20 protein-coding genes, 2 tRNA genes and 1 pseudogene are annotated in these 22,136 nt (G+C 34.6%); 7 read left to right on the top strand and 16 right to left on the bottom strand.

The features are described from left to right. Positions 1-14: 14 nt before the first annotated feature. On the bottom strand, positions 15-728 hold the full coding sequence (yycF, locus tag LB941_RS07410) for a response regulator YycF (RefSeq protein WP_253360797.1): 714 nt from the start codon (positions 726-728) through the stop codon (positions 15-17). A gap of 356 nt (positions 729-1,084) precedes the next feature. Between yycF and LB941_RS07405 the strand changes: the two genes are divergently transcribed. After that, positions 1,085-1,936: a pyridoxamine kinase gene (locus LB941_RS07405; protein ID WP_253360796.1), complete on the top strand. Its 852-nt coding sequence runs from the start codon at positions 1,085-1,087 to the stop codon at positions 1,934-1,936. Positions 1,937-1,940: 4 nt separating this feature from the next. Further along, on the top strand, positions 1,941-2,498 hold the full coding sequence (locus tag LB941_RS07400) for an ECF transporter S component (protein WP_253360795.1): 558 nt from the start codon (positions 1,941-1,943) through the stop codon (positions 2,496-2,498). Between the two features lie 222 nt (positions 2,499-2,720). Here LB941_RS07400 and LB941_RS07395 read toward each other — a convergent pair. From LB941_RS07395 to LB941_RS07375, 5 genes are all read right to left on the bottom strand, one after another. Further along, positions 2,721-2,793: transfer RNA gene (locus LB941_RS07395), tRNA-Lys, on the bottom strand. 43 nt (positions 2,794-2,836) lie between these two features. Beyond that, positions 2,837-2,909, bottom strand: a tRNA-Lys gene (locus tag LB941_RS07390). Between the two features lie 220 nt (positions 2,910-3,129). Beyond that, positions 3,130-4,005: an L-serine ammonia-lyase, iron-sulfur-dependent, subunit alpha gene (sdaAA, locus tag LB941_RS07385; protein ID WP_253360794.1), complete on the bottom strand. Its 876-nt coding sequence runs from the start codon at positions 4,003-4,005 to the stop codon at positions 3,130-3,132. Between the two features lie 11 nt (positions 4,006-4,016). Next, entirely contained in the window at positions 4,017-4,685 is a 669-nt protein-coding gene (sdaAB, locus tag LB941_RS07380; RefSeq protein ID WP_253360792.1) for an L-serine ammonia-lyase, iron-sulfur-dependent subunit beta, read from the bottom strand. Positions 4,686-4,999: 314 nt separating this feature from the next. Further along, a complete protein-coding gene (locus tag LB941_RS07375; protein ID WP_253360789.1) occupies positions 5,000-6,235 on the bottom strand; it encodes a NupC/NupG family nucleoside CNT transporter in 1,236 nt (411 codons plus the stop codon). A 288-nt stretch (positions 6,236-6,523) separates the two neighbouring features. Here LB941_RS07375 and LB941_RS07370 point away from each other — a divergent pair, with 288 nt between their 5' ends. Then, positions 6,524-7,039: an acyl-CoA thioesterase gene (locus LB941_RS07370; RefSeq protein WP_253360787.1), complete on the top strand. Its 516-nt coding sequence runs from the start codon at positions 6,524-6,526 to the stop codon at positions 7,037-7,039. Between the two features lie 705 nt (positions 7,040-7,744). Here LB941_RS07370 and LB941_RS07365 read toward each other — a convergent pair. The 5 genes from LB941_RS07365 to LB941_RS07345 all read right to left on the bottom strand — a co-directional run bounded on the left by LB941_RS07365 (position 7,745) and on the right by LB941_RS07345 (position 12,082). After that, positions 7,745-9,037, bottom strand: a complete 1,293-nt coding sequence (locus LB941_RS07365) for an adenylosuccinate synthase (protein ID WP_253360785.1) — start codon at positions 9,035-9,037, stop codon at positions 7,745-7,747. Between the two features lie 290 nt (positions 9,038-9,327). After that, positions 9,328-9,624 (bottom strand): hypothetical protein, encoded by a 297-nt coding sequence (locus LB941_RS07360; protein WP_253360783.1) that lies wholly within the window; start codon positions 9,622-9,624, stop codon positions 9,328-9,330. Between the two features lie 21 nt (positions 9,625-9,645). After that, entirely contained in the window at positions 9,646-9,897 is a 252-nt protein-coding gene (locus LB941_RS07355; RefSeq protein ID WP_253360781.1) for a hypothetical protein, read from the bottom strand. A 167-nt stretch (positions 9,898-10,064) separates the two neighbouring features. After that, positions 10,065-10,799 carry a response regulator transcription factor gene (locus tag LB941_RS07350; RefSeq protein WP_253360779.1) on the bottom strand — a complete coding sequence of 245 codons (735 nt, stop codon included), beginning with the start codon at positions 10,797-10,799 and terminating at the stop codon, positions 10,065-10,067. Beyond that, complete coding sequence (locus tag LB941_RS07345; protein ID WP_253360778.1) at positions 10,796-12,082, bottom strand: sensor histidine kinase; 1,287 nt, start codon at positions 12,080-12,082, stop codon at positions 10,796-10,798. The genes LB941_RS07350 and LB941_RS07345 overlap by 4 nt, the downstream gene beginning before the upstream one ends. A gap of 200 nt (positions 12,083-12,282) precedes the next feature. Here LB941_RS07345 and LB941_RS07340 point away from each other — a divergent pair, with 200 nt between their 5' ends. Continuing rightward, positions 12,283-12,723, top strand: a complete 441-nt coding sequence (locus tag LB941_RS07340; RefSeq protein ID WP_253360777.1) for an Lrp/AsnC family transcriptional regulator — start codon at positions 12,283-12,285, stop codon at positions 12,721-12,723. Positions 12,724-12,879: 156 nt separating this feature from the next. Beyond that, positions 12,880-14,310 (top strand): aspartate ammonia-lyase, encoded by a 1,431-nt coding sequence (locus LB941_RS07335; protein WP_253360776.1) that lies wholly within the window; start codon positions 12,880-12,882, stop codon positions 14,308-14,310. 193 nt (positions 14,311-14,503) lie between these two features. On the opposite strand, the gene LB941_RS07330 is transcribed toward LB941_RS07335, so the two are convergent. Continuing rightward, entirely contained in the window at positions 14,504-15,103 is a 600-nt protein-coding gene (locus LB941_RS07330; RefSeq protein WP_253360775.1) for a TetR/AcrR family transcriptional regulator, read from the bottom strand. A gap of 122 nt (positions 15,104-15,225) precedes the next feature. On the opposite strand from LB941_RS07330, the gene LB941_RS07325 reads away from it, so the two are divergent. Further along, positions 15,226-16,704 carry a DHA2 family efflux MFS transporter permease subunit gene (locus LB941_RS07325; RefSeq protein WP_253360774.1) on the top strand — a complete coding sequence of 493 codons (1,479 nt, stop codon included), beginning with the start codon at positions 15,226-15,228 and terminating at the stop codon, positions 16,702-16,704. Between the two features lie 180 nt (positions 16,705-16,884). Here LB941_RS07325 and dnaB read toward each other — a convergent pair whose 3' ends face one another. The 3 genes from dnaB to LB941_RS07310 form a co-directional block, all read right to left on the bottom strand. After that, positions 16,885-18,273 carry a replicative DNA helicase gene (gene dnaB, locus LB941_RS07320; protein ID WP_253360772.1) on the bottom strand — a complete coding sequence of 463 codons (1,389 nt, stop codon included), beginning with the start codon at positions 18,271-18,273 and terminating at the stop codon, positions 16,885-16,887. Positions 18,274-18,399: 126 nt separating this feature from the next. Beyond that, on the bottom strand, positions 18,400-18,849 hold the full coding sequence (gene rplI, locus LB941_RS07315; RefSeq protein ID WP_253360770.1) for a 50S ribosomal protein L9: 450 nt from the start codon (positions 18,847-18,849) through the stop codon (positions 18,400-18,402). A 17-nt stretch (positions 18,850-18,866) separates the two neighbouring features. Continuing rightward, positions 18,867-20,891: a DHH family phosphoesterase gene (locus tag LB941_RS07310; protein WP_253360768.1), complete on the bottom strand. Its 2,025-nt coding sequence runs from the start codon at positions 20,889-20,891 to the stop codon at positions 18,867-18,869. Positions 20,892-21,218: 327 nt separating this feature from the next. On the opposite strand from LB941_RS07310, the gene LB941_RS07305 reads away from it, so the two are divergent. Then, on the top strand, positions 21,219-21,413 hold the full coding sequence (locus tag LB941_RS07305) for a hypothetical protein (protein ID WP_253360766.1): 195 nt from the start codon (positions 21,219-21,221) through the stop codon (positions 21,411-21,413). Positions 21,414-21,686: 273 nt separating this feature from the next. On the opposite strand, the pseudogene LB941_RS07300 reads toward LB941_RS07305, so the two are convergent. Further along, positions 21,687-22,136: pseudogene (locus LB941_RS07300) on the bottom strand (hypothetical protein); the annotation flags it as partial.

The raw sequence follows: 22,136 nt of genomic DNA, 5'->3' as shown, positions 1-22,136 counted from the left end.
AACTTATCCCTTCATTATTCTACATCAGGGTTCCGCAAATAATAACCTACTCCCCGGCGAGTCACCAACCAGATTGGTCGACTTGGATTGTCTTCTATTTTTTCACGTAATCGGCGCACTGTTACATCCACTGTCCGTACATCACCAAAGTAATCGTACCCCCATACAGTTTGTAATAAATGTTCTCGCGTCATCACTTGACTAATATGTTTGGCTAAATAATATAACAATTCAAATTCACGGTGGGTTAACTCAATTTTTTCACCATGTTTCGAAACCATGTATGCTTCCGGGTGAATTGTCAAGTCACCAATCGTTATATCACTATTAGCATCATCTTCTTCACTTTGGTTATTCGCAGTTACCGCTGACTGGCGGCGTAAATTAGCTTTAACTCGAGCTACTAACTCTCGATTAGAAAATGGTTTGGTAACATAATCATCTGCACCCATTTCAAGTCCTAACACTTTATCTATTTCTGCATCTTTAGCTGTTACCATGATAATTGGCATATCATGTGTTTTTCGAATTTCACGCGCAACTTCTAACCCATCGATTTTAGGTAACATCAAATCTAAAATAATCAGGTCAGGATTAACTTCACCTACTTGTTGCAAAGCCTCTTCACCATCATACGCAGTATATACATCATAACCTTCTTTAGTTAAGTTAAACTTGATGATATCTGAAATAGGTTTTTCATCATCTACTACTAAAATTTTCTTCATTGTAATAATTCTCCTTGAAGGATTTTTGTCCAATCTTTTTTCCTATCATCATCAAAACCATAATAAACCATTATCAACAACAAGCAAGAACACTTATCTTAATTGTCGCTTTAAGTAATGATAATTATTATTAGCTATACTCTTACATATTATAAACCATTGTTTGTTTAAAACCAAGGAATGGAAATACTTAGCAAAAACCTAAACATTTTTAACAGCCTTAATTCTCAATCCTAGAAAACTTTTTCATCTATCTGATTATGGACTACATTTACTTATTTTTATTCATAAACATGCTATAATACTACCAAGCTCCAATTTGAGCTAACTAATTTCTATACGTTAAGGAGTTAAAAATGTCAGCTAATATTTTAATCAGCCAAGATCTTTCCTGTGTTGGTCAAGTATCACTTAGTGTCGCATTACCGTTGCTTGGAGCATGCGGTTTTCAACCAAATGTTCTCCCGACATCCCTGCTATCTACACATACTGGCGGTTTTGGTGATAATACATATCTTGATTTAGCACCTGAAATGATTAAAATTCTGCAGCATTGGCAAGAATTAGACCTAAAGTTTCCCGCAATCTACTTAGGCTATTTGGGTATGAACCCACTAGATGTTTGGTTATCCGAATTACATAACTTTTATCCACCTGATAACTTGCTATTAATTGATCCTGTTATGGGAGATCATGGCCAATTATATCGCGGCTTTAATCAAAGCTATGTTGCTAAAATGCGGCTACTAATCCGTAAGGCTTCGATTATCACACCTAACTTAACAGAGGCTGCATTTTTGTTAAATGATCCCAAACTTTATACTGCTACAATAAGCATTAATGAAGCCAAAAAGCTTGCGCAAAAAATAGCTGAGAAATTTGAAATTCCTGCTGTTTTGATTACTGGATTAACCTTAAAGGACTCTACAATTGGAGTAGTTGGTTTTGAAAGAAAGAATACTTCTAGTTGGAGCTTAACAAAGCCTAAATTAGATGGCACCTTCTTTGGTACAGGCGACTTGTTTGCTAGTGTGTTACTTGCGTGTCTACTAGCATCTATGCCTCTATATCATTGTGCAAATACGGCCATAGATTTTATTTATACAGCAATTAAACACACATCTGCAAAGCATGACCCTCGTTACGGGGTTAACTATGCTGCTGGCTTACCTGACTTACTTGCCAAACTTAAAGAAACAAAGGAGTGATATTATGTACGAAAAAGAAAATTCTCTACGCGCTGTTATTTTAACCGGATTATTCTCTGCACTTATTTATATTGGTATTTGGGCTTTACGTATTCCAATTCCCGCAATGGTTGGGCGTCCTTTCATTCACTTTGGCAACACATTAACTGCTGTGGGTATTTTATTTTTAGGTAGGCGCAATGGTATGTTAGCCGGGATTATTGGTTTAGGTGGTTTTGACATTCTAAATGGTTACGCCGCCACTTCATGGCTTACAATGCTCGAAGTGATCGTTGTTGCTTATGTTATTTCAGGCTTGTTCCAAGCGTTTAAATATAATGATAGCAAAAAAAATATTGTTATCCTTTCACTAGTCGCAGGAATAACAAAAATTTTCACATCTTATTGTACAACTATTGTCGAGTCTTTAATGGCTGGTACTGTTCTCAAAACAGCAATTGTCGCCTCATTTCTCAGCCTTCCCGCAACAGTCATTAATTCGATATCAACTGCAATTTGCACACCGATACTTTATTTCTTTGTTAAGTCAATCTATCAAACTACTCAAAAAAATCATCGTTAGCATGACTACAACAAAAATCAAAAGATGATTAGCTGAAGCAGATTAAAAAGGTACTCTGAATAACTTGGGAGTTATTTTACATGATTAAGTGCAACTTGCTGCCGCTTACTAAGTATTTAGAGATAAAAAGAGTCTGAGATTTTTTTCTCAGACTCTTTTGCTATCTATGCAAATCAGGATATAAAAAAAGTGGCGCTTAAACGTCACTTTGTAAATCTCTGATGGGTGGTCAGGGGATCGAACCCTGGACCCACGGATTAAGAGTCCGTTGCTCTGCCAGCTGAGCTAACCACCCAATATCTAAATGTATCAAAATAAAATATGAAGAAATTCTTCAATGGGTGGTCAGGGGATCGAACCCTGGACCCACGGATTAAGAGTCCGTTGCTCTGCCAGCTGAGCTAACCACCCATATTGATTCAGCAAAGTGCTATTAAGTCACTTACCAACAAGAAATATAATACCAAGAATTTTGAAGATGTGCAAGAGTTTTTTTCTTGACACAAGTCGTAACCCCCTTATCTAATATAATTTAATTATAAAAAAATATGAGTCTAAACACGATTTTCTTTCCTTACAGATAAAAAACGTCTAACTCATATTGTATATATTGAATCACTAGCCACGATTGCTAATTCTTTTTCTCGCCAAAAATCTCTTTTGCCAATTTTAAACCTGTAGGTGTTGTGGCCAATCCACCTTCTGCTGTTTCTTTAAAGATTGATGGCATCTGCATCCCTACTCTATGCATTGCTTCAACTACTTCATCTGGTGGAATAACACTCGTTATTCCCGCTAAAGCCATATCTGCTGAGACCAAGGCTTGTGTTGCTCCCATAGCATTACGTTTAACACATGGAACCTCAACTAACCCTGCAACTGGATCACAAATTAAACCCATCATGTTTTTAAGAGTTATTGCAACTGCTTGAGCTGCTTGCTCAGGCGTCCCTCCTTTAGCTGTAACTAGCGCTGCACTGGCCATAGCACTCGCAGAGCCTACTTCTGCCTGACAGCCTCCTTCTGCACCACTTATTGAAGAACTGTTAGCAATCACCAATCCAAAAGCACCTGCAGTAAATAAAAACTCTACTTGTCGATAGCGTGATAATTCCAGTTTATCCCTGACTGCCGTCAAAACACCTGCTAAAACACCTGCACTGCCTGCTGTGGGGGTTGCACAAATTATCCCCATTTGTGCATTAACTTCATTAACCGCAATCGCATTGCGAGCTGCTTTTACCACTGTATCACCACATAAAGCATTACCTGTTTTCAAATACTTGTCTAATTTAGGTGCTGCTCCACCTGTCAATTTTGTAATCGAGGTTACACCTGCAATTCCTTTTCGTACAGATTGTTCCATAGCTTCTAGATTTTTCTCCATTAATGCAACAATCTTTTCACGCGAACGACCAGTATTTTCCATTTCTGTAGCAATCATTAACTCGGCAATTGATGAATATTCTTGTGCTTGTTTAACTAATTCTTTTATTGTATAAAACATATTTTTGCCCCTTAATCAAAATAATTGACGCTATAGATATCATCAAGCTGTAATAGTTGCTTGACAGTACTATTAATTTGTGGAGAATCCACTTCAATAATTGTAATCGCCTTTTCTCCCTTAGACTCGCGAGTTACCGTCATTGTTCCAATATTAGTCTGCACCTTAGATAACACCTCAGTTATATGTGCTATGATTCCTGGAACATCTTTTTGTACAATAATAAACGTTGGTGTTCCCATACTTAGAGATATCTTAAAGCCATTTAATTCAGAAATTTGGATATTTCCTCCACCAATTGATATCCCAGTTATTGACATCTTTTTATCGCCCTTAGTTAATACCATTTTTACCGTATTAGGATGGCTTGCTTTATCTTTTTTTGGTATAAAGAAGACTTTAATTCCCAAACTATGTGCTATTTTTAATGAGTCATGTAGTCTTTCATCATCAGGATCCATTCCCAAAACACCACCAACTAACGCAATATCCGTCCCATGGCCTCTATATGTTTTTGCGAATGATTCATACAAATAGATATCAACAATCTCTGGCTGTTCTCCAAAAATACTGCGAACAACTTTTCCAATTCTAGCTGCACCAGCCGTATGTGAACTACTTGGTCCTACCATAATAGGCCCAATTATATCAAAAACACTATGAAACCTGATCTCTGTCATCTTTCCAACTCCTCGCCTAATTGCTACTAATAATATTTACTCAAACTATACCATACTTCTAACCATTTGCACCCTTATATTAATATTAAAAGGCAAAGATACAATGATAAAACAAAAAGCAGTTAGCTAGAAAACATTAATGACATAAACTCAGTAATCTAGGGATTAAATTATCTTGTTATGCCTATTAAGCGTGACTACCTGCTTGGGGTCGCATATTCAGTACTGGCTATTTTGAGATAAAAAAATCTAGGACTTCAATCTCGTCCTAGACTCCCTTATTTTTAAATACTTAATTACATAATATCATTAAATTACCAAACAAAAATACCAACCATTGCTGCTGATAATAATGAAACCAAAATACCTGATAAGAGCATATAGCCAACATTTTTAGAAATTAATTCATTTTTTTCTTTATTAACTATTCCCTTGAAACAGCCAATAATCATTCCGACTGTTGAAAAATTAGCAAAGGAAGTAACAAATACTGTTAAAACAGCTCTAAAGTGGTTACTAAATGCAGCTGTTTTAATTGTCTTGGTTACTTCACCCATAACAACAAATTCGTTTGTAACCAATTTAGTTCCCATATATTGAGCAAATCGGAAAGCATCATTAACAGGTAAGCCCATTAGCCAAGCAAATGGGAACATGATGATCCCCAAAATGTGTTCTAATGATAACCATGAATTAAATGAACCTAACACTTTATCAACCAATGCAGCTAATGCCACAAAAGCAATAACATTAGCACAAATAATTAAAATTAATTTACCGGCACCTAAAATAGAATCGCCTAAAAATGAGAAGAATGGCTCACGTTTGCCAGAGGCATTAACATCACCAGATTCAACAGCAGCCTCACTATGCATTGTTGCAATAGTGTCTTCTTCTTTAGTTACAGTAACTGGATTTAGCATCGTTGTAACTATTAATGCATTAACCACATTCACTGGAACAGCCGTTAAAATAAATTGTGCAGGCATCATTGAAGTATACGATCCAATAATTGAAGCTGTCACACAACTCATTGACATCATCGCTAACGTAAGTGTTCTTTCTTTTTTCATCTGCTTTAATTGTAATGATGAAACAGCTAAAGCTTCTGTATTACCTAAGAACATCATTTCAACCGCAAAAAATGATTCAAATTTAGGTTGACCTGTTACCCACGATAAACCACGACCAATTAATTTAATAAACCAAGGTAAAACACCAATATAAGTTAAAATATCAAATAATGGAACAATCAATAAAATTGGCATTAAAACAGAGAAGAAGAAATCCATTGATTTTACATCAACCATATTAGCAAATGCAAAAGAAATCCCTTTATATGCGACCTGGACTAATGCATCAAAGCCTGCAGCAGCACCTTTTACAATTATTCGACCAATTGGGAAACTGGTTAAAAACCAAGCTAAAAATAGATTAAAAACAACCATTATACCAACAGCACGCCAATTAATTGCACTTTTATCTTTCGAAAAAATCCAACCAATTGCAAGAAAAATAATAAGGCCAATAATGTTTATCGCTAAATACACAATAATACCTCCTAAAAAAATTAAACAATGAAATATTTCTTAAAGACATATAAACTTTTTCTAGTATATAGAGTTTACGAACGTTTGTAAATACACACTGAAATCTTATTTGCTATCATGATATCGCTTTTAACCAATAAATTATTATAATTAAGATATTATTATGTAAGCTAAAATATATTTTTTTAAAAGAACTAGCCTTTTACCTTTTGGATTTGCTAAACTTGAACTAAACAAAATTACTAGGTATCTTGTTTTCTAATTGTATATAGGAGGTTTTATACTATTATGTCTAAAAAAGAATTAACTTGCCGTGACACTTTAGCCATAACAAGTCATCGTGTCTTGGCTAGTGATTTGAACGAACATGGGACCGTTTACGGCGGAAGACTGTTAGAGATTTTAGATGGAACAGCTTCGATTTCTGCTTCTCGTTTAGGTCGAGCTGATACCGTTACTGCTTCTTTGGATGAATTAAATTTTATTGCACCCTTTGTACTTAACGATTCATTTTGTATAGAAACTTATGTAACCGGTGCAGGAACAAGATCCATTGAAGTTTTTGCTAAAATCATCGGTGAACATCTTGATACAGGTGAACGCTATCTTGGTTCAACTGCTTTTCTTACTTTTGTTGTTCCAGATAAAAAGGTTATTCTAGGCGATATCGTTCCTGTTACCGCTGAAGAAAAACTAATTTGTTCAGGCTACATCTCCCGTAAAAAAGCACGTCAAGCTGCTTATTTAAAACAAAAAGATTTCCAACGTAATTTATCATTGCAACACCCATGGGACATTCACTAACTTAATATAAAATAGCTCGAGAAAAATCAAGCGAACCTTCACCAAACTTTTCTTGAGCTATTTTTTTCTAGATATTATCTAAACAAATGACGTTCTAGTCCTGCGTTAATTCCAGTAAGAGCTTTATTGCCTCTTCATAACTGCATTTTTTTTCTGACATTACTTGTTCGACAAGGTCTTCCGTTGAATCTTCCAATGAAATTGCCATTTATATCGTCTCCCTATTCCTAGTATATATCAATTTGCCGCAATATCTCGTTTGAATAAGAATTAAAAACTAACCCCAATCCTATCAAACGTACGTTCTTAATAATGACTACTTTTATATTTTAGCGCGCTTTTAAGTAAAAGAAAAGTACTAATATTGTTAAAAAAATAAATATATTTGAAATAAATGCATTGCAGCAAGCTTCTATTGCCTAAAAAAATTTTTTTCTGCTTTTAAATTTGCAAATATACATTTTAGATGCATATTACTAACTAAATACCTACATATTAACTTTCACCTAAATGAATTAAAAAAATTATATTATCTTATAATTTTTAAACTTCTATTTTTTTATTTAAAACTAGCTTTACGTTAAAAAGCTCCCTAAATTTTATCACTACTATGTATAATATAATAATTATGCAACTAATAGTTTTGATAGCACAAAAAAAGCTGAGAGTGTTTCTCCCTAGCTTTTCATATTATCATATTTTAATTTAGATATGTGCCCATACATTGTCTAAGACATTTGTTTGTTCACGATCGGGTCCAACAGAAAAAGTGGATACTTTTACTCCCACTAAGTCTTGAACTCGATGAATATAGTTACGCGCATTCACGGGTAACTCTTCTAGTGTATGACAACCCGTTATATCTTCTGTCCAACCTGGTAATGTTTCATATACAGGTTGACAATTAGCCAATTCTTTTAGACTAGCAGGATAATGATAAATTTCTTGTCCATCAAGTTTATATGCTGTACATATCTTAATTTCATCTAATCCTGTTAAAACATCTAAACAATTTAAACATAGATTAGTTAATCCTGACACACGCTTTGAATGACGCATAACTACGCTATCAAACCACCCAATCCGACGAGGACGCTTTGTTACTGTTCCATACTCATGACCAACTTCTCTAATTCTATCGCCAACTGCATCAAATAATTCTGTTGGAAAAGGTCCATCTCCTACACGGGAAGTATAAGCTTTACATGCTCCAACCACCTTATCAATCTTTGATGGTCCAACGCCACTACCTATTGTTACTCCACCGGCAACTGGATTAGATGAGGTGACAAAAGGATAAGTCCCATGATCAATATCTAACATTACTCCTTGTGCACCTTCGAATAATACTCGCTTACCTGCATCAAGTGCTTCATTTAATACAACTGATGTATCAGTTACATAATCCTTAAAACTCTGCCCGTATTCATAATAGGCTTCAAAAATATCTTCGAATTTAAGTGGTTCTGCATCATAAAATTTTTCAAACAACCGATTTTTTTCTTCTAAATTTGTTCGTAGTTTTTCTTCAAATATTTCACGATCAAGTAAATCAGCAACACGAATCCCTACCCGCGAAGCTTTATCCATATAAGCAGGTCCGATTCCCTTGTTCGTTGTTCCAATCTTGTTTCCTTTTTTTGATTTTTCTTGCAATCCGTCTAATACAATATGATAAGGTAAGATAACATGCGCACGATCTGAAATTCGTAGGTTTGCAGTTGATACACCCTTATTGGTTAGATATTCCAATTCGCTGACTAAAGATTTAGGGTTTAGCACTACTCCATTACCGATGACACTAATCTTTTCAGCATAAAAAATTCCAGATGGAATCAAACGCAGCTTGAATGTTTCTCCATTAAACACAATTGTGTGCCCTGCATTATCTCCCCCTTGATAGCGAGCAATAACTTCTGCATCACGACTTAGAAAATCTGTAATTTTCCCTTTTCCTTCATCGCCCCATTGACTACCTACAACTACTACTGATGACATTTGTCTTCACCTCATTAATTTATGTCTACTACACTTTAAGAACTTTCCAAAAGTAATAAAACACTTTTAGCACCTTGCTCATTGTAGCAAATCATCGTTTTATATTCAAGTAAAATCCGAATATTTATAGTGATGATTCTTAATAAATTTAAAATTAACGAACTTTAATTTAAAATTCAGTCCTATTTTCCATTAAATATAACTTCAAAACTAAAATAAAGATGGCAAGAATCTGTATATCAAAAAAATCTGATATCTAGGTTTTTGCCATCTTATACTTTTATCACCATTCAGTCCCATGGATCATATCTTTTAAAAGGTAAAATAGTTTTCTCACGCGCTAAAATTTCCATTTGCTTCAAAACTTTAAAAGCCTCAGGACTTAAATTTAAATTTTGTTGTTGGATTACTTTATAAATCAAAGGGATTATTTTTTCAAAAATATTTTGTGGTGCTGTTTGCCTTGCAGCTAATTTTTTTTGTGCATAAGTTGTCAATTGTTGGATTTCTTTATTTTGTGGTGCTAACTTATCAAAAGAATCAATCAATGCCACTGCCGTCTCTGCTATATATTTTCGACTTTTCATGCCCTCACCTCTAATTACAGCTTAATGGAAAGCATAAATAAAAGCAATAAATACTAGTATAACCAACCCATCTTGAGATATAGCTATCAATAAATCATTGGATTTTGCTGTACATAATGTAAGAATAAATTTTACGCCCCATAAAAAATAGATAAACCAAACGCTAAAAAGCTGTCTGTTAAATAAATAAATTACCATCAAAAGAATAACGATAATGTCTAACAAAGTATCTATCTTCTTAATGGTTTGCTTCATTTTTATATTTTGCAACATTCAATGACCCCCGTTATATTTTCAAAACATCAGCCGATATAGCTCAAAAACTACTAATTAGTTTATTAACTTTAACATTTCTATAGTATTTTCTAATTATTATCCACTTCTTTTTCTAATTTGTTAAGCTCTACAGCATAAACGGTTGGTCAAACAGCCTGACTGGTTTATTCATGACACTTAGCCAATATCTTACTTAAACTACGCACCTTGCGTCGTGAAATTGCACAACTAACACCCTCATCAAATAGTACCAAATTATTACTTTTATCTATTCCTCTAACATTTTGCAAATTAACAATTATTCCACGATGCACTCGATAAAAACGTTCATCTTGGCCTTCAATTTCCCTTAAACTTCCATAAAACTCTAATCTACGCTTATGTGCTCGGATTGTCACACGATGACTTCCAGGTTCAACTTCAAAATAATAAATGCTTGCAAAGGGTAATGTAATATCAGCATAGCGTGACTCTAAATGAAATACTTCCTTTGAATCAGCTAGCTCTTGTTTTTTCACGTGACTTAAACACACTGCTATTTCTTGTTTGAACTTATCCTCATCTTCTTTTGCAATAAAATCCAAGGCTGAAACTTTATATTCAAATGTCGTTTTTAAAAACTCTGAATGTGTGGTCACAAAAACAATCGCAGCATATGCATCTGCTGCTCGAATTTTCTTTGCCACTTCAAGTCCGCCTCTATCATTATTTTGCACCTGAATATCCAAAAAATAAATATTTTGCGGGCTTGCTAACGGAAAAGAGTTAAGTAATCTTGTCCCATTAGAAAATGTTTGTATATGTACTTGTTCCCATTTTCTTTCTGCTACAATTTCGTTAATCACACGCACCATTCTTTGTTGTTGTAAAAGATTATCTTCCAAAATAACAATATTCATATAAGAATCAAATCCTGTCTAAATTTATTTTCATTCATATCTGTAACTAAGTGTGCTTGGGGATACTTAGCAAGAATATTTTTAACGTTTGCTAATCCCATCCCATGGCCATCTCCTTTGGTTGTCTGCCCTTCTTCAAAAATTTCATCAATACTTATCTTTGTTTGAGCAATACTATTTTCAACAATCAGATGTTGTACCGTATCAACTTCAAAATAACTGAATTTTATCCACGCTTCAGATGTTTTAAGAGTTGCTTCCAACGCATTATCTAGGAAAACACCTACTATTCTAACTAGATCAAGTGTTGTTAGTGTTGTATTTTTTATTTCATCAAGTACTTCAACTTCGATTTTCACTCCCGCTTCAACAGCTGGAATTAATTTGCTGGATACTAATCCCTTCAAAGCTTCATCGTCTAAATTGCTCAATGCACCTAAACTATATTTATTCTTAGTTATCTCTTTTTTAGAAGACATTAAAACGTCGTCATAGATTTGTTTTACTTCTGATAAGCTTTGATTTTTAAGCGCTGCATCTAACCCCGCTAAAACATTTAAATAATCATGTCTAAAATGCCTTAACTCCGAATATAACGTTTCAATTTTTTGTGTATACTCTACTAAATTAGCTAACTCACGTTGCTCCATTTCTTTAATCTGTCTTTTTTTATATAAGATATTATTATAATGAAGATAAATCCAACACGATAAGAATACCGCTAAAAGCCCAAATTCAAAAATAATATTATCATTTATTTTATCTGGGATCTTAACAATCGGTAATGACCAAATCAAATATGCTACCATTAAACCATCTAACGTAAATAGAACATATGAATGTTGTAATTTATACTCACTGCGTAAAAAGTCTAAATCCGTTTTAACAGTTTTTATAACAAAAATCTGCATTAATAAAACCACTATAGTATTGCCTAAGCCCCACCAATCATTGACATTAGTCCAACTGGTTAATCCTAATAGTTCAATCTCAATATAAAAAACGACCTCTAAAAAAAGCATCATGCTTAACTTAGTATACATACTATAAAAAAGATATGCTGCAATGCTTTGCTGTCGTTCTTTTCTATCATTAAGTAAGACAATTATAAAAATTGCACCAATTACTAAGGTATTGCCATAATCTGGTATCCCCATTGGTAAAGCTATAACTGCCACTAAAAATATCATTGTATAAAACCAATTTAGCTTTATTTCACTCAGCATCCGAAATGTGATCAATTCGGTAATTGCCATAGCTATTATAAACAACGTTGTATCCATCAATTAACCCTTTCCGATTCGATTATCTAAAGATTACTACTTGCCTTTCATTTTATTACAAAGGTTCCCTTTTGAATAGTAATGTTATAAAACTATACGTAAATATTCTTATCATATAAAATATCTTTTTCTTAAATAAAAAACTCTCATCAATCTATGTTATATTTAATAACATAGATTATATTAAGGAGTGACTTTTTATGGATAACATTGATTTAAAAATTTTGACTAATCTCCAGCAAAACGCGCGTATTTCCTTGAAGAAACTTAGTGAACTATGCTATATTTCTGCGCCAGCTGTTTCTACACGCTTAAATCGTCTAGAACAAAAAGGCTTCATCCGCAATTATAGTGCCTTGGTAAATTATGATATTGTTGGATATCCTATTAAATCCTTCGTAAGTTTGAAGCTCTCACCTAAGGATAAGCCTAACTTTTATCCTTATATAGAAACTGTTCCAAATGTTGTTGCATGTGATTGTGTAACTGGTGAATTTTCTCAAATAATAACTTGTTACTTCAAAACAACTAAAGAACTAGATGATTTTATTAACAAGATTCATCATTTTGGCGAAACACAGACACAAATCGTTTTTTCTTCCCCCGTCCCTGAACGTCCTCTTAATCTAAATGAAGTTTAGTTTCGTAAGTCCGTAACTGTTTTTTAATATTAAAACAAACTATCAGACCTTCCTTTCATTATTTATCATGCTAATTATTCTGAAGTATTTACAGCGAAAATATATGTGATAAATTATTACATGTAATCTAAATTAACAAAGCGAGGCTTTATAATAATGAGAATTGAAACAGACTCTATCGGTAAACAAGGTGTTACGGACTCTGCCTACTATGGTATTCATACAGTACGTGCAATTGCTAATTTTCCAGTGACAAAAGCTACCGTTAATCCGCTACTAATCAAGAAGATGATTTTGGTTAAATTAGCTGCTGCAACTGCTAATCACCAAACTGGTACTCTTAGTGAAACTAAATATTGCGCTATCTTCCAAGCATGTCAAGAAATTTTAGTAGATTATTCTAAATATGCAAGTCATTTTATTACACCTGCAATTCAAGGTGGTGCCGGTACAAGCACTAATATGAATGTTAACGAAGTCATAGCTAATAGAGCTGGCGAAATTCTAGGCGCAACTAAAGGTAAGTATCAACTTGTACATCCAAATGACGACGTCAATATGGCACAATCTACTAATGATGTCTATCCTACAGCTGGTCATTTAGCTTTAATCGATTTTAGTGATAAATTGCTTACCAATCTTAGCAAATTATGTATTACTTTATCTAACCTTGCAACCAAACATCATGAGACTGTCAAAATGGGACGGACACAACTTGAAGATGCTGTTCCAACAACTTTCGGGAAAACATTTCATGCATATTATTCACTTCTTAAACGCGATACATCTCGCATTGAAAAAGCACGTAATGCTTTATTAAGCCTTCCTTTAGGTGGAACTGCCATCGGGACCGGACTTACTGCAACAAGCAATTATGCCTCATATGCTATTAAAGAATTAAGTTCCTTAACTGATTTACCATTAACACAAGCCCTTGATCTAAGTGATGCTGTTCAAAATACTGATTGCTACGTTCAACTTTCTTCAGCATATAAAAGTCTAGCAATTAGTCTTTCTAAAATTTGCAATGATCTACGGCTTTTAGGTAGCGGCCCCCAAGCTGGATTGTTTGAATTACAATTACCTAAAAAACAAGCCGGTTCATCAATCATGCCTGGTAAAGTCAATCCAGTTATTCCAGAAGTCGTTACTCAAGTTGCATATCAAGTAATTGGTCATGATACAACTATTTCACTTGCCTCTGAGGCCGGACAACTCGAGCTTAATGCATTTGAGCCCGTAATGTTCTATGATTTATTTGAATCAGCTTCAATGCTGTCTGGTGCGCTTGATACCTTAAATGAAAATTGCCTTAAAGATTTAGTTGTTAATAAAAAGCGTTGTTTAGATATGGTTGAACAATCAGCAGGAATTGCTACTGCCATTTCTCCACAAATTGGCTATGTTGCTGCAACAAAATTAGTCAAAAAATCACTAAAGTCTCACAAATCAATCCGCTTTTTACTACAAAATGATGTTAAATTACCTAAAGAAACCGTTACTGAACTTTTAAGTATCAATAATCTTGTTCATCCATTGGCTACTAAACCTACGTTAAAAAGTACAAAACAACAGTATATTCTATAAATAATCTTTCAAGTGGACAGGGCACGGCCACTAACTAGATGATTACACAGATACACAAAAATAATTTAAGCTAAGTTCTGCTATGAAACGTTAAAAATAGTTTTCTAGCAGAACTTTTGCTATCCATGGAATAAACCACCAGTTTTAGCAATTAATTTCCAAACCTGAGTATTCTTAGTGTCCAAATGATTAACTAGCCTAATGCACGTTGATAAGCTGGCACCAACAACTCATCAACTAGTAGCTGCAAGATTGTATCCGTAATTGGTTCATTCGCAAATGCTCGATAACGGAGCCAGTCGAACGGCATAATTTGTAACTCATGGGATAAAGTTCCTGATCGCAATTCGCCACGTTTTTGTGCACGTTGACATACCTGTTTGATTATATTTGTATCTATTTGTTTTGCGTCATTAATCATTTTTGCGATTTCCGGAGTGTTTTGCTGATTGAAATGTTGAACCCAAGTAATGACCTGCGCTTGGTTGAAAGTGTTAATACTGGTTGTGAACCGTTTGAATACCTGGAATAAATCCTCGGAAAGCGATGTTCCCGTCAAAACTATCTCATCCAACTTACCATGATTCTCCGTGATGATTTGATCTTGAATTGCCTCAATCGCAAGTTCAAGTGGGGAACTCCAACGACGATAGATTACGGGCTTACTTGTTCCAGCTCGTTCTGCTACATTGGCAAATGTTAGTTGGTCAAGTCCATTTTGATTTAAAATATCGCGAGTAGCTTGATATATAGCAGTGTCGAGTTCAGCTCCACGACGGCGTGTTTTGGTCATACAATATCTCTCCCTTTCCATTTTAAGATACCAAAAGTTTCTTATTGACTTTTACTTTATATAGAGTATTATACCAGTTATAGGGTTAAGATACTAAAAGTTTCTTAAATCAGGAGGAAAATATGGAAAAACAAACTAAAATACCTAAATCCACCATGATAATTGCTTGGGTTGTGGTTTTTGGGGCAATGGCACCATTATTGGATTCAACAATGATCAATATCGCAATTAACAACTTAGCAGATAGTTTTCACAGCAATGTGACTACAGTACAATGGGCAGTTACTGGTTATCTACTAGCAACTGGTGTCGCAGTGCCCTTTTCAAGTTGGCTACTCAATAAATTTGATGGTAAAGCAGTCTTCATATTTGGCGAAGTTTTGTTTGGTATCGGTTCAATTTTTTCGGCGCTCGCACCAAACATTCAATTATTGATCGTTGCACGCTTAATTCAAGGCTTCGCAGGTGGTCTAATTATGCCACTGCTCACAACCTTAATTGTTCAAACGGCTGGAGCAGCCGTGATGGGGCAAATGATGGCAACAGTTGGTTTACCAATGATTATTGGACCACTAATTGGTCCAGTCATTGGTGGTATCATCATAAAATTTATGTCTTGGCACTGGATTTTCTGGATTAATGTACCAGTGGTCTTGATTTCATTAGCATTGATTATATGGAAAATGCCACACTATCCTGCACAAAATCGAGAAGCAAAAATGGACTTTGTCGGCATTTTATTACTAATCACGGCCTCCAGTGCAGTAATTTATAGTTTAGTTAACGTAGCCCATACCGATTGTTTTAATAATACCACGAGTATTAACATGTTACTATTAGGTGTAATTGCTCTAATCAGTTATGTTGCTTGGGCTGTTTGGCGCAAAGAGCAAGCTGTAGTTCCGTTACAACTATTTAAATTTGTGTCATTTGATGGTTCTGGTTTGGGGCTATTTATCGCGGGCACTATTTTAAACGGTGCAATGCTACTGTTACCACTTTATTTCCAAGATGTCAGAGATATGAGTATTATTAATGCAGCCTTGGCATTATTACCTCAAGGATTAGGTATGTTATTTTCACGAACGCTGACTGGAAAACTAACTGATCAAATTGGAGCTAAATATGTTGTTTTAGGGAGTGCCGTGATTACCTTTATTGGAACCTTACCTTTTTACTGGTTTGATCAGCAGATATCATACTGGATCATAGCAGTAATTTTGTTTATCCGCGGAATTGGTGCCGGTGGCATTTTGACACCATTAATGGCAGATGCATATACAGGTATGCGCTCAGAGCAAATACCCGCAGCAACGATTGGTACTCGAATCATTCAGAATATTGGAAGTGCGTTTGGTTCTGCTTTGATTTCGACAGTTGTCACGGCATATTCTAACCACCAAGTCAATGTATTTGAACATCATCTAAAATTGGGTAAATTTCATGTTAGTTCTGCTCATATGCAAGCGTTTATAAACAGTCACTTGGAGGGTATTCGATTAGCATCTTTTCAACAAGGTTTTCTCGTGATTGCCATTGCTGCGCTAATGATTATTTTACCAACTTTATTGTTAACGAATAAACTAAAAACAGCGAAATAAGCTTATTCCAGTATTAAAGAATCTTGTATGCTCATCATCTATATGTTGATGCCAGACCAATTTTAAGAAAATGAAGTACCCTCCAAAAAGTTGGATTAATAAATCTAACCTTTTGGAGGGTCACTGTTTTTATGCCAAAATATAATTTTGAATTCAAATATTGTCTTTCCTATGTTTAAACTAATTTTGAGTTTGGTATGAAATATTAACAAACTTATTATATGATTTTAAAAATAACAGTTTAACTGTCCCGCGAGCTCCTGCACGGTTTTTCTCAATAATTACTTCGATCTCGCCCGCATCATTGGCATCATCATCTGGCGCTTGTTTAGGACCGTCATCATCCTCATCATTATTCTCTCGATAATAATCATCACGATATAAAAAGGCAACAATATCGGCATCTTGTTCGATTGAGCCAGATTCACGAATATCTGATAAAACCGGGCGCTTATCTTGGCGCTGTTCTACACTTCTTGAAAGTTGTGATAACGCAATTACTGGAACCGATAGTTCTTTCGCTAATTTCTTTAATTGCCTTGAAATTTCGGAAACCTCTTGTTGCCGACTTTCTTTATTAGAGCCTTCTATCAGTTGCAAGTAATCAATCACGATTAGTCCTAAATTACCTGTTTCTTTGGCTAAGCGTCGACACTTTGCCCTTATCTCTGCGACTTTTATTCCGGGTGTATCATCAATGTAGATATTTGTTTTTGATAATACCCCTGATGCCATCGTTAAATTATCCCATTCTTCTTCTGTTAGCTGACCTGTCCGCAAGTTATTGGCTTTAATCGAACCTTCTGCACACAACATTCTATTAACTAATGATTCCGCACCCATTTCAAGTGAGAATATTGCAACAGCCTTATCTGTACTAACACCAACATTTTGAGCAATATTTAAGACAAAAGCCGTTTTACCCACAGCTGGGCGGGCCGCTATAATAATTAAGTTATCATTTTGCAATCCAGCCGTCATTTTATCAAAATCACGATAACCAGTAGCCAAACCAATAATATCCTCTTTTTGGGTTGATAACCGATATACATCGTTTAATGCCTCATCAAGTACATTAGCAACTTTTCTAAAGCCACTGCGATTACTATTTTCTGCAACATCCATCACTTTTCGTTCAGCTGCATCTAAAACAGTTGGCATATCATCACTTTGATCACGTGTCATACTAATAATATCTGTTGCTGCTGAAATCAACTTGCGTCCCATTGATTTTTCTTCAACTATTTTCGCATAATATGCCACATTTGCAGCTGTTGGGACGGACTGTGCTAGTTCCATCAAAAACTTAAGGCCACCAACGTCCTCAAGTTGACTAGTTTCGGCTAGTTTATTTTGAACAGTTAAAACATCTATTCCTTCACCAGCATCATTTAGATCCACCATCGTTTGAAAAATCAGTTGATGAGCTCGTCTAAAAAAGTCTTTAGCTTCCACATATTCCATTGCATCAGCTAAAGCATCTGAATTTAAAAACACCGCTCCTAATACCGCTTGCTCTGCTTCTAAACTCTGTGGGGGTAGGTTTTGCTCAATCATCTCATTATCCATTCTCAGATGTCTTCCCTTCTTAATTGACTCATACCTATAATTATAGTCTAAAGCATGTAAAATTTCAGTAAAAAAGAGAAGCAAGAGTTAGATTCTTCTCAGCTTCTCTTTTTTACTAGATTATGTTTATTTCTCTGAAATATGAACTCTAATCTTAGCAACTACATCATTATGTAGCTTTACTGGTACATTGACGTAACCCATTGAACGAATTGGTTCTTTCAAATTCATTTTGCGCTTATCGATTTTCAAACCATATTGTTTCTCCAAAGCTTGGGAAATTTGCTTACTCGTAATTGAACCAAAAAGGCGTCCATCCGAACCTGCTTTTGCCTTTAATTCGATTACGAAATCGCCTGATTCCAATCTTTGCTTCAAATCTTTAGCTTCAGCCAAAACTTCTGCATCCCGCTTAGCTTCAGCCCTCTTTTGTCCTGCTAATTGACTCATAGCAGCTGCATTTGCTTGTCTTGCTTTGTTATTCTTTATTAAGAAATTAGCATATCCATCTGCCATTTCCTTTATTTCGCCACGTTTTCCTTTACCGCGAACATCTTGTGTAAAAATAATTTTCATCTCAAAATCCTCCTACTTTATTCGGCTTCTTCTTCATTTTCACGCTCATTTACCAAAATTTCAAGTAGTTCTTTTGTTGTATCTGTAATTTTACCACCTGAAATCTGGGTAGCTGCGTTGGATAGGTGTCCGCCACCACCCATTTTTTCCATAATAACTTGAACATTGATGTTGCCATTGCTCCGGGCTGAAATACCAATCTGACCATCAGCACGCCGTGTTATTACATATGAAGCCTCAACTCCACTAATATTCAAAAGCGAATCAGCAGCTTGTGCAGCAACCACCGGATCATAGCTTTTACTTTCTTCGCCTGCAACAACAGCATTGCCTTTTTCAACAAACTCAACTCGATCAATCAGATGGTTGCGCTGTAGATAACTATCAACACTTTCTTTCATAAAGTGTCTTGTCATCCCTAAATCCGCACCCACAGAGCGCAAATAACTTGCTGCATCAAAGGTCCGTGTCCCTGTTCTAATTGAAAATGACTTTGTATCAATAATAATCCCTGTCAACATCGCTGTTGCCTCAATCTTATTGATTGGCTCTGTTTCTCGTGATTGATATTCAAACATTTCTGTAATTAGTTCACAAGTTGAGCTTGCATATGGTTCAATGTAAACCAAAATTGGATTTTCTGGGAATTCTTCCCCGCGGCGATGGTGATCAATTACCATTACCCTATTCTTCATTTTTTCATAAAGCTCTTTACTAATTGAAATCGATGGTTTAGAATGATCAACCATAATCAGTAGGCTATGCTTAGTTGCTTTTTCCATCGCTTCTTCAGGTGAAATAATCTTATTTCTGATTTCCGGATACTGTTGTAATCCACTTAGTAGTCGCTCAATATCCGAATGTAAATTTTCTTGATCTAGGACAATTTCACAGTCCTTTTTATTCATCGCAGCTATTCGCCTAATTCCTAAACAAGCACCAATTGAATCCATATCTGGGCGTTTATGTCCTATTACAAATACTTGATCAGATTGATGAATTAATTCTTGCAAAGCTTGCGAAATCATGCGAGCGCGAACGCGCGTCCTTTTTTCCATTGGATTAGTTTTTCCACCATAAAAACGGGCTTGTCCATCAATTTCACGTACTACTACTTGATCGCCACCACGGCCTAATGCCAAATCTAGATTGCTTTGTGATAGTGTCGATAGCTCTGCTAGATTTTCATTTCCATAAGCGATTCCCATACTAAGTGTCAAAGGACTATTGCGTTTGGAAGTACTTTCCCTAATTCGATCTAAAACCTTAAATTTTTCTTTTTCTAATTCATTTAACGCCTGTGTATATGCTATAAAGAAATAATGATCGTCATCAACCCGTTTTAAAAACATTTTAAATTGACGAGCCCAATCAGACAAAGCATTCGTCACATAATTACTTAAATTGGAAATAGCCTTATCATTTAAAGACTTCGTAACTTCATCATAATTATCTAAGAAAATTTGGCCAATGACTAATCGTGAATTATCATAGCGTTGCTGAATTTTTGCATAATGTGTTACTTCCATTAAATAAACTGCATGAATATCATTTTGAATTAACAAATTAAAAAAGCCATTATGTAACTCAACCTCAACTGCATGCTTTTCATCTTTGTACTTCACTATCATTTGTGCTAATTGCTCATCAACCTCATTGATTGATTTTCCAAGTACATCATTTTTACCAAAGTAACGTTGTAATGTTGGATTTACCCACTCTATTTCTGCATTTTCATTAAAAAAAAGAACACCGATAGGCATCTTAATAAGCGCATCTTGCTCGCCACGCTTAATTCGATAAGATAAGTCTGATAAATATTCATTTGTACTTTCTGTTATTTGGCGCAATGCCCCATAAGCAAGAATAATAACCACTAACACCAACAGCAATATTACAAAACCCCAAACAAGGTTAATCACAAATGCCATTATTGTTCCTGTTAAAGACAAGCCTAACAAAAGAAGTGCTACCAAGCGTAGACGTTCATTTTTCATGAAGTCTGGTAGATGCCAGAAGTCTCTTGAAAAAATCTGTTTCACAGTCTCTTCCTCACAATCTATTATTGTCTATTCTATTCAACTTCTATAAAGTTTAAATAGGATAACTACTTCTTAACTAAATATACCTATCATTTTATCATAGTCTTAAACACAAACATACCTATTTGAATATTTTAAAAGCTAAATGTGCGATTAATCAAATAATCCAAAAATATAAAACCAGTTTTAAACCTACTAAATATTTTTTCCAGTGGGTCATTTTGTGGGTCAAATTAGGTCACTTTATGTGGCTTATTTTTTTTATGATAGCAACGGTGTTATTATAATTCTGTTAGGTAAATAGAAAAAGAAAGATGGAGGTTCAAAATGAGAAAAATAGAATTTAATGAAATAGATAGCAAAGAAATTGAAGTTTTAGTTAATGGAAAATTATATGGAGTTTTAAGATTTGACCAAAGGCAAAAAGTTTGGTTTTTTGTCCTGAAAGATGTCAATAACGTAGTTAGATGTTTCAAAAGTTTGGAGGAAACAAAAGAGGCACTCAAAGATTCAATAGATTAACATAGATTTAATTTCAGCACGACAAAATAAGTCACTTCATGTGGCTTATTTTTTAGCCAAAAATAATTCAAAAAACTTTAAAAATGAAAGCATACACAAAAATCCCACCTCGATTAAGGAAATGAGACTATTTATTATTAATTCGTTTTTACTTCAAAGTTGTCCCTCTATTTTTGAATGTTATCCATTTGGATAACAGTTTTTATCCTACCCAAGCTAAATATTTATTTTAATTTCCTAAATTTAAGTATAAATTTGCAATTAAATATATCATCATTTTACTTTTAATCTGATTATAGAACTTAATCCATAAATACTTAGCGCAATCAATAGGATTCCTGTTGCGATTTCATTCCAATTTGTCATCAAAGCTCTACTTTCTACTGTAGGGATTTTTTGACTAGTAATAACAAAAAAATGTTTTATTGATGACTGATTTTCAAAAACCAGTAAAGAACCTATAACCATTAAAATAAATTGATGCATTATACTTCCCATACTTTGAATAGTATATTTAACCCAGATACGTTTATCTCTTGGCAACTCATTTTGACTTACATACATGCCAGTCAGCCAACTATTGAAAATGCTCTTAAAAGTGCTTAATATTAAAATCCCAATTGTAAACAACGGGGTAACCAATAACAATGTCAATCCACTTAATATTCCAATTAAAGCAAATTTCTTATTTATCCCTCCTAATAAACTACCTACTTTTGGTGC

It is taken from the genome of Ligilactobacillus ubinensis (genome assembly GCF_024160875.1).
Lineage (GTDB): Bacteria > Bacillota > Bacilli > Lactobacillales > Lactobacillaceae > Ligilactobacillus > Ligilactobacillus ubinensis.
The sequence above is the reverse complement of the archived record's forward strand: the minus strand, read 5'-3'. Positions and strand labels throughout refer to the sequence as shown.

Bases quoted from the DNA above. Each gene is read 5' to 3' on its own strand.
- yycF (WP_253360797.1), bottom strand. From the start codon at position 728: ATGAAGAAAATTTTAGTAGTAGATGATGAAAAACCTATTTCAGATATC.
- LB941_RS07405 (WP_253360796.1), top strand. From the start codon at position 1,085: ATGTCAGCTAATATTTTAATCAGCCAAGATCTTTCCTGTGTTGGTCAA.
- LB941_RS07400 (WP_253360795.1), top strand. From the start codon at position 1,941: ATGTACGAAAAAGAAAATTCTCTACGCGCTGTTATTTTAACCGGATTA.
- sdaAA (WP_253360794.1), bottom strand. From the start codon at position 4,005: ATGTTTTATACAATAAAAGAATTAGTTAAACAAGCACAAGAATATTCA.
- sdaAB (WP_253360792.1), bottom strand. From the start codon at position 4,685: ATGACAGAGATCAGGTTTCATAGTGTTTTTGATATAATTGGGCCTATT.
- LB941_RS07370 (WP_253360787.1), top strand. From the start codon at position 6,524: ATGTCTAAAAAAGAATTAACTTGCCGTGACACTTTAGCCATAACAAGT.
- LB941_RS07365 (WP_253360785.1), bottom strand. From the start codon at position 9,037: ATGTCATCAGTAGTAGTTGTAGGTAGTCAATGGGGCGATGAAGGAAAA.
- LB941_RS07360 (WP_253360783.1), bottom strand. From the start codon at position 9,624: ATGAAAAGTCGAAAATATATAGCAGAGACGGCAGTGGCATTGATTGAT.
- LB941_RS07355 (WP_253360781.1), bottom strand. From the start codon at position 9,897: ATGTTGCAAAATATAAAAATGAAGCAAACCATTAAGAAGATAGATACT.
- LB941_RS07350 (WP_253360779.1), bottom strand. From the start codon at position 10,799: ATGAATATTGTTATTTTGGAAGATAATCTTTTACAACAACAAAGAATG.
- LB941_RS07345 (WP_253360778.1), bottom strand. From the start codon at position 12,082: ATGGATACAACGTTGTTTATAATAGCTATGGCAATTACCGAATTGATC.
- LB941_RS07340 (WP_253360777.1), top strand. From the start codon at position 12,283: ATGGATAACATTGATTTAAAAATTTTGACTAATCTCCAGCAAAACGCG.
- LB941_RS07335 (WP_253360776.1), top strand. From the start codon at position 12,880: ATGAGAATTGAAACAGACTCTATCGGTAAACAAGGTGTTACGGACTCT.
- LB941_RS07330 (WP_253360775.1), bottom strand. From the start codon at position 15,103: ATGACCAAAACACGCCGTCGTGGAGCTGAACTCGACACTGCTATATAT.
- LB941_RS07325 (WP_253360774.1), top strand. From the start codon at position 15,226: ATGGAAAAACAAACTAAAATACCTAAATCCACCATGATAATTGCTTGG.
- dnaB (WP_253360772.1), bottom strand. From the start codon at position 18,273: ATGGATAATGAGATGATTGAGCAAAACCTACCCCCACAGAGTTTAGAA.
- rplI (WP_253360770.1), bottom strand. From the start codon at position 18,849: ATGAAAATTATTTTTACACAAGATGTTCGCGGTAAAGGAAAACGTGGC.
- LB941_RS07305 (WP_253360766.1), top strand. From the start codon at position 21,219: ATGAGAAAAATAGAATTTAATGAAATAGATAGCAAAGAAATTGAAGTT.